Origin of the sequence: uncultured Frigoribacterium sp., assembly GCF_963515265.1 — a bacterium.
GTDB lineage: Bacteria > Actinomycetota > Actinomycetes > Actinomycetales > Microbacteriaceae > Frigoribacterium.
The window spans coordinates 17,804-30,219 of sequence record NZ_CAUPYL010000012.1; the positions used below are offsets into that span (position 1 = coordinate 17,804).

Genomic DNA, 12,416 nt, shown 5'->3' on the forward strand with positions numbered 1-12,416 from the left:
TCAGTCGCGCGTCAGCTTGCGGTACGTGGCGGAGCTGGGCTTCGCCGCGTCGGCGCCGAGACGCTCGATCTTGTTCTCCTCGTAGGACTCGAAGTTGCCCTCGAACCAGTACCAGTTGGGGGTGCCGTCGTCGTTGAGCCCCTCCCACGAGAGGATGTGCGTCGCGATCCGGTCGAGGAACCACCGGTCGTGGGTGATGACCACGGCGCAGCCGGGGAACTCGAGCAGCGCGTTCTCGAGGCTGCCCAGGGTCTCGACGTCGAGGTCGTTGGTGGGCTCGTCGAGCAGGAGGAGGTTGCCGCCCTGCTTGAGGGTCAGGGCCAGGTTGAGGCGGTTGCGCTCACCGCCGGAGAGCACCCCGGCCTTTTTCTGCTGGTCCGGGCCCTTGAAGCCGAACTGCGAGACGTAGGCCCGCGAGGGGATCTCCGTCTTGCCGACCGTGATGTAGTCGTGGCCCTCGGACACGACCTCCCACAGGTTCTTGTTCGCGTCGATGCCGCCGCGGCTCTGGTCGACGTACGAGATGTCGACGGTCTCGCCGACCCGCAGGTCGCCGCCGTCGAGGGGCTCGAGGCCGACGATCGTCTTGAAGAGCGTGGTCTTGCCGACGCCGTTCGGGCCGATGACCCCGACGATGCCGTTGCGGGGCAGCGTGAAGGTGAGGTCGTCGATCAGCACCCGCTCGCCGAACTGCTTGCGCAGCTTCTTCGCGTCGATGACCTGCGAGCCGAGACGCGGCCCGACGGGGATCACGATCTCCTCGAAGTCGAGGACCCTCGTGCGCTCGGCCTCGGTCGCCATCTCCTCGTAGCGGGCGAGACGTGCCTTCGACTTGGCCTGGCGGCCCTTGGCGTTGCTGCGCACCCACTCGAGCTCGGACGAGAGGCGCTTGGCGAGCTTCGCGTCCTTCTTGCCCTGCACCTGGAGGCGCTCGCCCTTCTTCTCGAGGTAGGTCGAGTAGTTGCCCTCGTAGGGGTAGAGGCGACCACGGTCGACCTCGGCGATCCACTCGGCGACGTGGTCGAGGAAGTACCGGTCGTGCGTCACGGCGAGGACGGCGCCGGGGTACTTGCTGAGGTGCTGCTCGAGCCAGAGCACGCTCTCGGCGTCGAGGTGGTTGGTGGGCTCGTCGAGGAGCAGCAGGTCGGGCTTCTGGAGCAGCAGCTTGCAGAGCGCGACGCGGCGCTTCTCGCCGCCCGAGAGGTTCGCGACCTCGGCGTCGCCCGGAGGCGTCCGCAGGGCCGACATGGCCTGCTCGAGCTGGGAGTCGAGATCCCACGCGTCGGCCGCGTCGATCTCCTCCTGCAGGGTGCCCATCTCGGCGAGCAGCGCGTCGAAGTCGGCGTCGGGCTCGGCCATCGCGGCCGACACCTCGTTGAAGCGGTCGAGCTTCTGCTTGATCGGGCCGACGCCCTCCTGCACGTTCTCGAGGACGCTCTTGGTCTCGTCGAGCTCCGGTTCTTGCATGAGGATGCCGACGGTGTAGCCGGGCGAGAGCTTGGCCTCGCCGTTGCTGGGGGTGTCGAGCCCGGCCATGATCTTGAGGATCGTGGACTTGCCGGCACCGTTGGGGCCGACGACGCCGATCTTGGCGCCGGGGATGAACGACATGGTCACGTCGTCGAGGATCAGCTTGTCGCCGACCGCCTTGCGGGCACGGACCATGGAGTAGATGTATTCGGCCATGCCCACCAGTCTATCGGTGGGGCGCCGTCACCAGTCGATCGTGCGGGTGGTGCCGACCAGGCAGGACCCCGTGCCGAGGACGGGTGCGACCTCGCTGGCGAACCCGGTCGCCCCGGTCTGGCCCACGAGGCAGTCGCTGCCCCAGAGCACCGAGAACTGCACGGTGTCGGCCGCGCGCCCGATCGACGTCGAGTCCGGAGTGACCTGCATGGCCGCCTTGTCGAAGCCCGCCGCCGTCAGCGTGTCGACGATCGTGCGACCGTCGCCCGCTCCGCCGCTGTCGAGATGGCGCGACACCGTCATGTCGAAGAACGCCTTCGCCTGCTCGGTCGTCGAGTCGGCCGTCAGCGTCGGGTCGGGCGCAGGCGTCGCGCCGTCCGTGGTCGGCACGGGGCTCGGGGCGGTCTCGCCCGACGTGCAGCCGGCGAACGCGAGGGCGACGAACACGACGGCGCCCGCGCGCAGGGCGACGAGTGGGAGACGGGTCACGGGGGGCCTTCCTCGGCGGGCCCGGTCAGGGCCGTGACGATCCTACGACGCGGGCCGGGGTCGGATGCCGACGCCCCCGGCGGGTCAGAAGGGCGGCACGCCCACCCGGTCGACCGCGTCGGCGGGTTCGCGACGGGCGGGTTCCTCGGCGGTGCCGGACGTCGAGGGAGCCTGCTCGTCGAGGGCAGGGCCGCCGCCCGTGGCCCATCCACCGGACGGGGAGGCGGACGGCTCGACAGCAGGAGCCGTCGCGGCGTCGCCCGCCGCGCCTCCTGCGGTCGCCTCGGACTCGCCCGTGGGGGCGGCCGCAGCGGACGTCGAGCGGACGAACGCCGAGCGGCCCCAGCGGAGGTCGTGGCCGATCGAGTCCGCGTCGACCTCGACGGTCGTGCCCGACTTGTCGCCGGCCTCCCACGCACGGACACGGAGACGGCCGAGGACGACGACCCGCTCGCCCTTGTGGAGGCTGTGGCCCGCGTTGGCCCCGAGCGCCCGGAACGCGGTGACGGTGTACCAGTTCGTGTCGCCGTCGACCCACTCGTCCTTGACGCGGTCGAAGCGTCGATGGGTCGAGGCGAGCCGGAAGCTGGCGATGTCGAGGCCGGCCTCGGTGGTGACGACGCGAGGGTCGGTGGCGATGATCCCGGTGAGGGTGATGGTGTCTGTCATGCGGGGAGTCTCACGGGACCGAGCCGGTGGGCGGGCGGGCACCGCGCCTCCTTGTGGAGGGAGTGCCCGGCCCGTCGCGACGGGGAGGGACGAGAGCTGTCGCCCCGAGGTGCTCAGTGCTCGTGGAACTCCGGGTACTCGGCGCCCGGGCCGAGAGCCGCGAAGAGCGCGCTCTTCGCCACGGCGAGGGTCGGGTACTCGCCGCTCTGCTCGGGCCGGCCGACGAGACGGACGACGAACCCGTCGCCCGTGCGCCCGATCGACCCGACCGTCCCCGCCGGGCCTGCTGCGACCCAGGTCTGGCCGGCGGACTCCGCGGCGTCGGTCGTGCTGCTCGTGTCCGTCGTGCTGGTCGTGCTGGCAGTACTGGTCGTGCTGGTCTGGTCGCTCATCGTCGAGCACCGTCCTCTCTGCAGTGGATCATCGAGCGCGCCGCGCAGCTGCGCGGCGCGCGCTCAGGTCGCGAGCACCCACCTCGCGAAGCTCTTGCGGACCTTCGTCACCTTGGGCAGGGCGACCGCGGTGCAGTAGCCCTGGCCCGGGTTCTTCTCGAAGAAGTCCTGGTGCTCGGGCTCGGCCTCGGTCCAGGGGCCGAGCCGCTCGACGGTCGTGACGACGCCTCCGCCCCACGTCTCGGCGGCACGGTCGCGGGCCGCCTCGAACAGCTCGACCTGCTCGTCGTCGGCCGCGAACATCGCCGAGCGGTACTGCGTGCCGACGTCGGCGCCCTGTCGGTCGAGCTGCCGCGGGTCGTGCAGGGTGAAGAACACGTCGAGCACGACGTCGGCCGGGAGCACCGCGGGGTCGAACGTGACCGAGACCGCCTCGGCGTGCCCGGTCGTCCCCGTGCAGACGTCGTCGTACGAGGGGTGCGCCGTCCGGCCGCCCGTGTAGCCGGAGACGACCGCCGAGACCCCGTCGAGGGTGCGGAACACCGCGTCGAGGCACCAGAAGCAGCCGCCGGCGAGCACGAACGTGGTCATGTCGGCGAGGGTACTCCCGCCCTAGGCTGACGACATGAGATCACCCTTCACTCCCTACGTCGCCGACGACGAGCGGTACTCGAAGCTGGACTACGTCCGCACCGGGCGCAGCGGCCTCAAGCTGCCCCGCATCTCCCTCGGCCTCTGGAACAACTTCGGCACCGACCGCGCCCTCGAGACGCAGCGCGACATCGTGCTGCGCGCCTTCGACCGCGGCGTCACCCACTTCGACCTCGCGAACAACTACGGGCCGCCCTACGGCTCGGCGGAGGAGCAGTTCGGTCGCGTCCACGCGGCGAACCTCGTGCCCTACCGCGACGAGCTCGTGATCTCCACGAAGGCCGGCTACGACATGCGCCCGGGCCCGTACGGCGACGGCGGCTCGCGCAAGTACTTGCTGAACTCGCTCGAGGCCAGCCTCGAGCGCACCGGCCTCGACTACGTCGACGTCTTCTACTCGCACCGGCCCGACCCCGAGACCCCGATCGAGGAGACGATGGGCGCCCTCGCGACGGCCGTGCACCAGGGCAAGGCCCTCTACGCCGGCATCTCGAACTACGACCCCGAGCAGACGCAGGCGGCGATCGACGCCCTCGCCGACGAGGGCGTGCCGCTGCTCATCCACCAGCCGCGCTACAACATGTTCGACCGGGCGCCCGAGAAGGGGCTCTTCGACACCTTGCTCGAGAACGGCGTCGGCTCGATCGTCTTCTCGCCGCTCGCCGGCGGCCTGCTGACGAACCGGTACCTCTCGGGCAAGGCCCCGGCAGGGTCGCGTGCCGCCGAGGGCCGCTGGTTCACCGAGGACGCCCTCGACGAGACCTACCTCGAGCGCGTGCGGGGCCTGAACGAGATCGCGGAGGCGCGCGGCCAGTCGCTCGCCCAGCTCGCCCTGACCTGGGTGCTGCGGCAGCCCGCCGTGACGAGCGCGCTCATCGGCGCGTCGTCGGTCGCGCAGCTCGACGACAGCCTCGACGCCCTGCACGGCGCGGCTCTGAGCGACGACGAGATCGCCGCGATCGAGCCGTTCGCGGTGGACGGCACCGACCGCTGAGACGCGGGGTCCTCCCGGGGCCGCACCGTCACGCCGCCCGCTCCCCTCGAGGGAGCGGGCGGCGTCGTCGATGTCGGTGGTCGTCCGTACCGTGGTGCTCGTCCTCGACAGCATCGGCCGGATGACCTTCAGGAGCACGACGTGACCCTCACGAGCACCACGATCCTCACCCCGGGCGACACCCGCGCCTCCACGACGACACCCGCCGCGGCGGCGACGCGCGAGGCCCTCACCGAGACCCGCGGCGGCCTCCGCCTCGTGCAGGTCCGCGACGACCTCGCTCGGGTCACCCGGGCCGGCGGCGAGGTGCTCGGCTACGTGGAGCGGCTCGACGACCCGCTCGGCGACCGTTGGCGCGCCAAGCGCTTCGTCGCCCGCGAGCGTCGGTTCGTCGAGATCGGCGAGTTCTGGAGCCGGTCCGACGCCACGGACTGCTTCCGCTTCGCCTGAGCCCGGCGGACGGCCCACGGCACACCTGGCAGGTGCCCGCTCGACCTTCGACCTCAGCTGTAGAGTTCGCCGCATGCAGTGGTGGAACAGCTTCGTGGAATGGTTGTCGTCGGACGCCGGGTGGCGCATCGTCTCGGGGGCCGTGGTGCCCTTCGTGGCCATCGTCCTGGCGGGCGTGATCGCCGCCCTCGTCGGCCGTGCGGCCATGCGCCGCGTGGTCGCGATGCACGACGACGAGGCGAAGGCCACGGCGGTCGCCGGCATCGTCACGGCTGCGCGCAAGGCGGCGATCTGGAGCTCGCTCGGGCCGGAGGAGCGCGCCTACGCCGACCACCTCGCCCAGGAGAGCGAGGTGCGGCTCCGCCTGCTGCCGGTCTCCGGAGCAGGCACCGCGGCCAGCTGGGCCGAGCACGAGATCGCGGAGCTCAAGCGGAACTCCGCGAGCTTCAGCTACGACTCGGGGCACGCCCTCGACGAGCTGCGCGACCGACTGATCGAGTGGCAGAACAAACCCGGGCGTGCGAAGAAGCTCTTCAGGGCCGACCTCGAACGGTGGAGCTACGAGGAGGCGGACGTCGACAAGGGACTCGACGCGCGTCAGAAGGCCTGGGAGGCGGAGCAGGCGGCCACGGCCTCCCGTGAGACGCGACCGACCACGTCGACGCAGCCCGCGCAGCCTGCACAGACGGGTGCACCGGGCTACGAGCAGTGGCGGGCACCGGTCTCTCCCGCGACGCGTCCCGCCGACGAGCCGACCCCGGCTCGCGAGGCCCCGTCCGAGACCCGCACCGAGGCGGTCGTGACGTCGTCGCCTGACGACGACACGGACGTCGACCCGGACACGACGTCGTACGGCCAGCAGGTCAGCGCCCAGGACGTCCGCCGCCGGACGACGCCCGACGCGTAGGGGTCCGGGGCACGTGGATCACGTCACGGTGCCCTCGGCAGGAATCGAACCTGCGACCACGAGATGAGAAGCACCACGTGGATCACGTCACGGTGCCCTCGGCAGGAATCGAACCTGCGACCAAGAGATTAGAAGGCTCCTGCTCTATCCGCTGAGCTACGAGGGCGTGCCCCCCACGATAGCGCGTGGGCCCGGTCCGCCCGGGCGGCGACGCCGTCAGACGGCGAGGGCCAGCGCTCCCAGCACCTGGTCGAGACGCGGTGCACCCGCCGCGCGGAACACCTCGGTGCCGTCGTCGGTCAGCACGACAATGGTCGGCGTGCTCGTGATGCCCCGCGCCTCGGCCTGGTCGGCACGCGCGGCGACGTCCGCCTCGTCGACCACGAGGGCAGGGACGAGGGCCTGTGCCTCAGCCACGACGGCGCGGGCCGCGTGGCAGGGAGCACAGAACGCGGACGTGTACAGCTCGAGCTTCATGGCCGGGACAACGAGGAGGCGCGAGGGAATGTTCCCTCGCGCCTCCTCGTGTCGTGCCGGACCGAGATCAGACGGAGCCGGCCTGGTCGGTGCGGTCGCCTCGGTTCTCGAGGTCGTCGACGGGGTCGCTGTCCTTCTCGTCGAGCTCGTAGTGGACCTGGAGCTGGTCGGCGTTCATCTTTGCCTCGCGAGCCGTGTAGACGAAGCCGGTCTCGATGCCCTCGACGAGGACGTAGTCGACGATCTCCTCGTCGTAGGAGCCGTTGGTGCTGATGCGAGTGTCGGTGCGGCCGTCGCTCGGGCCGCCCTCGAAGAAGACGACGTACTCGGATCCCTCGGCCACGGTGGGCTTGCTGTCTGTCATGGAGCCGTTCTACCAGGGGGCACCGATCCCTCGCCCAGCTTGGGGGCGCCTCCCCCGGGATCCGACCGTCGGGGCAGTCGCGAGACCCATTCACATTGCCAAGCTATATAGACTGGCTATACACTTGCCGGATGACTTCACAGCCGACCGACATCCTGGAGAACCTCCTGACGTCGACCCATCGCCTGACGCGGATCGCCGCGCAGGAGACCGGCCGCACGACCTCGCCCGCCGTCTGGCGCACGCTCTCGATCCTCACGACCGACGGCTCGATGCGCGTCGGCGACCTCGCCCGGACGAGCCGCGTCAGCCAGCCCACGATGACCAAGCTCATCCACGGCCTGGCCGACGACGAGCTCGTCCGCCGCATCGCCGACGTCGACGACTCCCGCGCCTGGCTCATCGCCATCACCCCCAAGGGCACGGAGGCGCTGGCCGAGTGGAAGGGCCAGCTCGCGACCGCGCTCGGCCATCTCTTCGACGACCTCGACGACGACGAGTGGCGCGTGCTCGACCACGCCGCCCAGCTGCTGAGCACCCGCGTCGCGTCCGAGGCGGTGTCCGCGTGAGCGCCGCGAGCCACGGCACGGCCGCGAGCACCGGCCCCGGCGCCGCGAAGCCGAGCATCCTCGAGCAGCCCACCGCCGTCTGGGCGATCGCGTTCGCCTGCGTCGTCGCCTTCATGGGCATCGGCCTCGTCGACCCGATCCTGCCTGCCATCGCCGAGTCGCTGAAGGCGACCCCGACGCAGACCGAGCTGCTCTTCACCAGCTACCTGGCCGTCACCGGCATCGCGATGTTCTTCACCAGCTGGGTCTCGAGCCGCCTCGGCGCCAAGAAGACGCTCATGATCGGCCTCGCCCTGATCGTCGTCTTCGCCGTGCTCGCCGCCACGAGCGGCGACGTGTGGGAGGTCATCGGCTTCCGTGCCGGCTGGGGCCTCGGCAACGCCCTCTTCATCTCGACCGCGCTCGCGACGATCGTGGGCGCCGCCTCCGGGGGCACCGCCTCCGCCATCATCCTGTACGAGGCCGCCCTCGGCCTCGGCATCGCGATCGGCCCCCTCATCGGCGGCCTGCTGGGCTCGGTGAGCTGGCGCGGACCCTTCTTCGGCGTCACCGCGCTGATGGCGATCGCGTTCATCGCCATCGCGGTGTTCCTGAAGGGCGGTGCGATCGAGAAGCCGACGCCCACGAAGCTGTCCGCGCCGTTCCGCGCGCTGGCCGTGCCGGCCCTCGGGACCCTCGCGGCGACCGCGTTCTTCTACAACATCGGCTTCTTCGTGCTGCTGGCGTACACCCCGTACCCGCTCGGCTTCGGCGCCATGGGCATCGGCCTCACCTTCTTCGGCTGGGGCGTCGGCCTCGCGATCACCTCGGTGTGGGTCGCCCCGTTGCTGACGGCCCGGATGAAGCGGACGACGGTGCTGCGCATCGCCCTCCCCCTCCTCACGCTCGACCTGCTCGCGGCGGCCCTCTTCGTCGGCACTCCCGCGGCGCTCGTCACCTGCGTCGTCGTCGGCGGCCTCGTGCTCGGCGTGCTGAACACCGTCCTCACCGAGAGCGTCATGGAGGCCACCGACCTGCCCCGCTCGGTCGCGTCGAGCGCGTACTCGGCCGTGCGGTTCATCGGCGGAGCGATCGCCCCGCCGGTGGCCACGCTGCTCGCCGACAGCATCGCGCCGAGTGCCGCCTACGTCTTCGCCGCCGCGAGCGTCGCCGTCGGCCTCGTGATCATCCTCGCGGGGCGTCGCGCGCTGCGCCGCGTCGACGACGGCCCCGAGTCGACCCGCGTCGAGGCCGAGGCGATCTCCGCCGGCGAGGTCTCGTAGCCGCGACCCGCGCGCCCGGCCCGGACTAGAGTGGCCGCATGGCTACGACGAACGACCGACTGGTGTGGATCGACTGCGAGATGACGGGTCTCGACATCGCCGTCGACGAGCTCGTCGAGGTGGCCGTCGTCGTCACCGACTTCGACCTCGTGCCCGTGCACCCCGGCTTCACCATCGTCATCAAGCCCGACCAGTCGGCCCTCGACAACATGGGCGACTTCGTCACCGAGATGCACACGACCTCCGGGCTGATCGACGAGATCCCGAACGGCGCCAGCCTCGCCGAGGCCGAGTACGAGGTGCTCGAGTACATCCTGAAGTACGTCCCGACCGAGCAGCACGCGCCCCTCGCCGGCAACACCATCGGCACCGACCGTGCGTTCCTCGCCAAGTACATGCCCCGCGTCGACGGTCACCTGCACTACCGCAGCGTCGACGTCTCCTCCATCAAAGAACTCGCCCGCCGCTGGTTCCCCCGCGTCTACTTCAACGCACCCCAGAAGCACGGCGGCCACCGTGCCCTCGCCGACATCCTCGAGTCCATCCGCGAGCTCGAGTACTACCGCCGTGCCGGTTTCGTCGCCGACCCCGGCCCCACCACCGACGACGTCCAGGCGATCTCGAAGGCCGTCGTGGACGAATGGGCGCCCCGGCTGTAGTAGAGTCTTCTCGTTGCGATCGCTTCGGCAGTCGCGCATGGTGGGTATAGCTCAGCTGGTAGAGCGCCTGGTTGTGGTCTAGGAGGCCGCGGGTTCAAGCCCCGTTACTCACCCCAATGGAAAAGCCCTGCCCTACTCGGCAGGGCTTTTTGGGGTTTTCGGTGCCTTTCAGTCTTCGACGCGTTCCGCGTCGAAGACGTCGTTGGTGGCCGGGTAGGTGCATCGGTGAGCGGGCGAGGGGCAACTTCGCTTCGCTCGTCGCGTCGGGGCACCGGTCGCTACTTGGGAGCGACGAAGCGGCGTGATGTCCCACGGTGGTTTGTCGGTGTCGCGTGGGCACCTCGGCGGTCAGGGGCGTGTGGGACGCTGGGCCGGTGGACGACGAGAGAGCTGACGGCGCGGCGGCGGCAGGCATCGACCCGGCGACGCTGAGCCTCGCGCGGTTCGACGAGCTGGTGGTGGCAGAGCTCGACGAGCTGCCCGACGACATGGTCGACGGTCTCGACAACGTCGTCTTCGTCACCGACGACCGCCCCGAGGACGGCTCCCTCGACCTGCTCGGCCTCTACGACGGCGTCGCCCTCACCGAGCGCGGCACCTACGGCTTCGGCGAGCTGCCCGACCGGATCATCCTCTACCGCGAGCCGCACCTCGCCGTCGTCGACACCGAGGCGGAGCTCCGCGACGAGATCCACGTGACGCTCGTCCACGAGATCGCGCACTTCTACGGCATCGACGACGCCCAGCTGCACGAGCTCGGCTGGGCCTAGCCCGCCGGGCCGCCGACGGGGGCGTCGCTCGAGCCGCCGACGGAGTCGCCGGGCCCGACGTCAACCACGACGTCGGCGAGGCTCCGCGGGTGCTCGACCGCGAGGTGACGTTCCTCCTGCTCGGCCCACACGTCCCACCACGGCTCGTAGGTCGCGCCGTCGCGCCCCAGCGCACGGGACCGCCGCGTCTCGTCGTCGAGCTCCAGCCAGACGCGCAGCGTCGCCAGGGCCGAGGAGGCGCGGGTCAGCGCCCCGGCGCCCTCGACGACCACCGAGACGGCCGGGTCGAGCGTCCGCCCCTCCCCCGGCACGCCGTGCTCCCAGTCCCACGTGGTCCACCCCGGGTCCGCCGCCGCCAGGATCCCCGACTCGACGATCCGCGACGCCGCCTCGAGCCCGTGCCAGCCCGGGTAGACGTCGTCGAGGTGGACGAGCTGGACCGGCCCGAGCTGGTCCACCGGCCACGCGTCGACCAGGTGACGCGCCAGCGTGGTCTTGCCCGAGCCCGACCGGCCGTCGATCAGCAGCACCACCCTGTCTCCGCCGACCCGCGCCTCCTGCGCCCTCGTCAGCAGGTCGACGACGACGTCGCGCGGGCGCACGCCCGGCGAGCCCACGGCCGGCGAGCCAGCCTCGCCTGCCCCGACGTCAGGCAAGGACGAACTCCCAGGTCCCCGCGAGCACCGCGGCCGTGACGGCAGCCGCCGCGACGAGCACGCCGATCACGACCAGCACGGCGTCCCGGAGCCCCACGGTCGACGGCCGGGCCCAGGTGCGCTCCATGTCCGAGCCGAAGCCCTTCGCCTCCATCGCGGTCGCGAGCTTGCTCCCGCGCCGCACCGACAGGACCAGCAGGGCGAACGCCTGCCCGGCGAGGCGGCGTGCGGCGGCGACCGGGCCGCGGGCGTCGGCGACCCCCCGTGCCCGACGGGCGAGGGCGAGCTGGCGCCAGTCGTCCGCGAACAGCCCGGCGAGCCGGAGCCCCGCGAGGCCGCCGAGCACGAACCGCGCCGGCAGCCGCAGCACCTGGGCGAGGCCGTCGGCGAGGTCGGTGGGGTCGGTCGTGGCGAGCAAGACGATGCCGGGGATGCCGACCGCGAGGATGCGCAGGCCGATGGCGAAGGCCAACGAGACGGACCCCTCCGTCACGCTGATCCACCAGAACTGCAGCAGCACGGCGCCGTCGTCGCGGCCGTAGAGCACCGTGACGACGACCGACATCGGCGCCGCGATCCAGAGCGGCGCCGTCCTCCGGAGCAGCTGCCTCGCCGAGAGTCCCGCCCAGGGCAGCAGCAGCAGCTCGAGACCGAGCGCCACCCCCGCCGACACCCAGTCGATCGAGAGCAGCAGCACCACCGACACGACGAGCGCGGCGAGGAGCTTCGCGACGGGGTTGACCCGCCCGACGACGCGGTCGGTCTCGACCGCCTCGAGCAGGCTCACCGCGCCTCCCCCACGACGACGGGCCGCTCGAGGACGACCACGTCGTCGGCCAGCGCGGCGACGAACTCGGCGTCGTGGGTGACCGCGACGACGCTGCGGCCCTCGTCGACGAGCGCCGCCAGCAGAGCCACGAGCTCGCGCCAGGTGCGGGCGTCCTGCCCGAAGGTCGGCTCGTCTAGCACGAGGAGGCGGGGCCGCGACGCGAGGACGGTCGCCACCGACAGGCGCCGCTTCTCGCCCCCGGACAGCGTGAACGGGTTCGCGCCGGCGAGGTGGTCCAGCCGGAGGCGGGTCAGCAGCTCGTCGACGCGCTCGTCGACCTGCGCGGCCGGCTCGCCGAGCGCCTCCGGCCCGACCGCCAGCTCGCGACGCACGGTGGGGGTGAGGAACTGGTGCTCCGGGTCCTGGAACACCGTGCCGACCCGGGTGAGCAGCTCGCGCGAGCGCCACCGCACTGGTGCCTCGCCCGCCCCGGCCGCGAGCTCGGGCGTGGCACGCAGCTCGCCGGAGACCGGGGCGAGCAGGCCGGCGAGCGTCAGGGCGAGCGTCGACTTGCCCGCGCCGTTGGGGCCGGTCACGGCCAGCGTGCGGGCGTCGTGGACCGTCAGGTCGATGTCGGAGGCGACGGCACGGC

17 protein-coding genes and 2 tRNA genes are annotated in these 12,416 nt (G+C 71.5%); 8 read left to right on the plus strand and 11 right to left on the minus strand.

Features of this window, described 5'->3' with window-relative positions:
- The 5 genes from ettA to msrA all read right to left on the minus strand — a co-directional run bounded on the left by ettA (position 1) and on the right by msrA (position 3,827).
- Positions 1-1,686 carry an energy-dependent translational throttle protein EttA gene (gene ettA, locus RWM17_RS02795; protein WP_123548364.1) on the minus strand — a complete coding sequence of 562 codons (1,686 nt, stop codon included), beginning with the start codon at positions 1,684-1,686 and terminating at the stop codon, positions 1-3.
- 27 nt (positions 1,687-1,713) lie between these two features.
- The gene (locus RWM17_RS02800; RefSeq protein WP_314101127.1) at positions 1,714-2,175 is read right to left on the minus strand and encodes a DUF6993 domain-containing protein; all 462 of its coding nucleotides are present in this window, start codon (positions 2,173-2,175) and stop codon (positions 1,714-1,716) included.
- Positions 2,176-2,259: 84 nt separating this feature from the next.
- Positions 2,260-2,844: a single-stranded DNA-binding protein gene (locus tag RWM17_RS02805; protein WP_314101129.1), complete on the minus strand. Its 585-nt coding sequence runs from the start codon at positions 2,842-2,844 to the stop codon at positions 2,260-2,262.
- Between the two features lie 113 nt (positions 2,845-2,957).
- Positions 2,958-3,236, minus strand: coding sequence for a hypothetical protein (locus tag RWM17_RS02810; protein WP_314101132.1), 279 nt, complete (start codon positions 3,234-3,236; stop codon positions 2,958-2,960).
- Between the two features lie 63 nt (positions 3,237-3,299).
- Positions 3,300-3,827, minus strand: coding sequence for a peptide-methionine (S)-S-oxide reductase MsrA (gene msrA / locus RWM17_RS02815; protein ID WP_314101134.1), 528 nt, complete (start codon positions 3,825-3,827; stop codon positions 3,300-3,302).
- Positions 3,828-3,861: 34 nt separating this feature from the next.
- On the opposite strand from msrA, the gene RWM17_RS02820 reads away from it, so the two are divergent.
- From RWM17_RS02820 to RWM17_RS02830, 3 genes are all read left to right on the plus strand, one after another.
- On the plus strand, positions 3,862-4,881 hold the full coding sequence (locus tag RWM17_RS02820) for an aldo/keto reductase (protein ID WP_314101136.1): 1,020 nt from the start codon (positions 3,862-3,864) through the stop codon (positions 4,879-4,881).
- Between the two features lie 141 nt (positions 4,882-5,022).
- A complete protein-coding gene (locus tag RWM17_RS02825; protein ID WP_314101139.1) occupies positions 5,023-5,331 on the plus strand; it encodes a hypothetical protein in 309 nt (102 codons plus the stop codon).
- A 73-nt stretch (positions 5,332-5,404) separates the two neighbouring features.
- Positions 5,405-6,238, plus strand: coding sequence for a hypothetical protein (locus RWM17_RS02830; protein ID WP_314101141.1), 834 nt, complete (start codon positions 5,405-5,407; stop codon positions 6,236-6,238).
- A 93-nt stretch (positions 6,239-6,331) separates the two neighbouring features.
- On the opposite strand, the gene RWM17_RS02835 is transcribed toward RWM17_RS02830, so the two are convergent.
- The 3 genes from RWM17_RS02835 to RWM17_RS02845 form a co-directional block, all read right to left on the minus strand.
- Positions 6,332-6,404, minus strand: a tRNA-Arg gene (locus RWM17_RS02835).
- Between the two features lie 50 nt (positions 6,405-6,454).
- Positions 6,455-6,715, minus strand: a complete 261-nt coding sequence (locus RWM17_RS02840; protein ID WP_314101144.1) for a thioredoxin family protein — start codon at positions 6,713-6,715, stop codon at positions 6,455-6,457.
- A gap of 67 nt (positions 6,716-6,782) precedes the next feature.
- Positions 6,783-7,079: an oligoribonuclease gene (locus RWM17_RS02845; protein WP_123548208.1), complete on the minus strand. Its 297-nt coding sequence runs from the start codon at positions 7,077-7,079 to the stop codon at positions 6,783-6,785.
- A gap of 131 nt (positions 7,080-7,210) precedes the next feature.
- Here RWM17_RS02845 and RWM17_RS02850 point away from each other — a divergent pair, with 131 nt between their 5' ends.
- From RWM17_RS02850 to RWM17_RS02870, 5 genes are all read left to right on the plus strand, one after another.
- Positions 7,211-7,648: a MarR family winged helix-turn-helix transcriptional regulator gene (locus tag RWM17_RS02850; protein ID WP_192041219.1), complete on the plus strand. Its 438-nt coding sequence runs from the start codon at positions 7,211-7,213 to the stop codon at positions 7,646-7,648.
- Positions 7,645-8,910, plus strand: coding sequence for an MFS transporter (locus tag RWM17_RS02855; protein ID WP_399539967.1), 1,266 nt, complete (start codon positions 7,645-7,647; stop codon positions 8,908-8,910). Before RWM17_RS02850 ends, RWM17_RS02855 begins: the two co-directional genes overlap by 4 nt.
- Positions 8,911-8,948: 38 nt before the next feature.
- Positions 8,949-9,569, plus strand: a complete 621-nt coding sequence (gene orn, locus RWM17_RS02860; RefSeq protein ID WP_123548205.1) for an oligoribonuclease — start codon at positions 8,949-8,951, stop codon at positions 9,567-9,569.
- A 40-nt stretch (positions 9,570-9,609) separates the two neighbouring features.
- A tRNA-His gene (locus tag RWM17_RS02865) sits at positions 9,610-9,685 on the plus strand.
- Positions 9,686-10,057: 372 nt separating this feature from the next.
- Positions 10,058-10,339 (plus strand): metallopeptidase family protein, encoded by a 282-nt coding sequence (locus RWM17_RS02870; protein WP_314101166.1) that lies wholly within the window; start codon positions 10,058-10,060, stop codon positions 10,337-10,339.
- Here the strand turns inward: RWM17_RS02870 and RWM17_RS02875 are convergent.
- The 3 genes from RWM17_RS02875 to RWM17_RS02885 all read right to left on the minus strand — a co-directional run.
- Entirely contained in the window at positions 10,336-10,995 is a 660-nt protein-coding gene (locus RWM17_RS02875) for an ATP-binding protein (protein ID WP_314101153.1), read from the minus strand. The genes RWM17_RS02870 and RWM17_RS02875 overlap by 4 nt on opposite strands.
- Entirely contained in the window at positions 10,988-11,782 is a 795-nt protein-coding gene (locus RWM17_RS02880; protein ID WP_314101156.1) for an energy-coupling factor transporter transmembrane component T, read from the minus strand. The genes RWM17_RS02875 and RWM17_RS02880 overlap by 8 nt, the downstream gene beginning before the upstream one ends.
- The coding region (locus RWM17_RS02885; protein ID WP_314101159.1) for an ABC transporter ATP-binding protein at positions 11,779-12,416 on the minus strand (638 nt) is incomplete at its 5' end. The genes RWM17_RS02885 and RWM17_RS02880, both read right to left, overlap by 4 nt.

Excerpts from the sequence above, each read along its gene's own strand:
- ettA (WP_123548364.1), bottom strand. The coding sequence starts at position 1,686 with ATGGCCGAATACATCTACTCCATGGTCCGTGCCCGCAAGGCGGTCGGC.
- RWM17_RS02805 (WP_314101129.1), bottom strand. The coding sequence starts at position 2,844 with ATGACAGACACCATCACCCTCACCGGGATCATCGCCACCGACCCTCGC.
- RWM17_RS02810 (WP_314101132.1), bottom strand. The coding sequence starts at position 3,236 with ATGAGCGACCAGACCAGCACGACCAGTACTGCCAGCACGACCAGCACG.
- msrA (WP_314101134.1), bottom strand. The coding sequence starts at position 3,827 with ATGACCACGTTCGTGCTCGCCGGCGGCTGCTTCTGGTGCCTCGACGCG.
- RWM17_RS02820 (WP_314101136.1), top strand. The coding sequence starts at position 3,862 with ATGAGATCACCCTTCACTCCCTACGTCGCCGACGACGAGCGGTACTCG.
- RWM17_RS02830 (WP_314101141.1), top strand. The coding sequence starts at position 5,405 with ATGCAGTGGTGGAACAGCTTCGTGGAATGGTTGTCGTCGGACGCCGGG.
- RWM17_RS02840 (WP_314101144.1), bottom strand. The coding sequence starts at position 6,715 with ATGAAGCTCGAGCTGTACACGTCCGCGTTCTGTGCTCCCTGCCACGCG.
- RWM17_RS02845 (WP_123548208.1), bottom strand. The coding sequence starts at position 7,079 with ATGACAGACAGCAAGCCCACCGTGGCCGAGGGATCCGAGTACGTCGTC.
- RWM17_RS02850 (WP_192041219.1), top strand. The coding sequence starts at position 7,211 with ATGACTTCACAGCCGACCGACATCCTGGAGAACCTCCTGACGTCGACC.
- orn (WP_123548205.1), top strand. The coding sequence starts at position 8,949 with ATGGCTACGACGAACGACCGACTGGTGTGGATCGACTGCGAGATGACG.
- RWM17_RS02870 (WP_314101166.1), top strand. The coding sequence starts at position 10,058 with ATGGTCGACGGTCTCGACAACGTCGTCTTCGTCACCGACGACCGCCCC.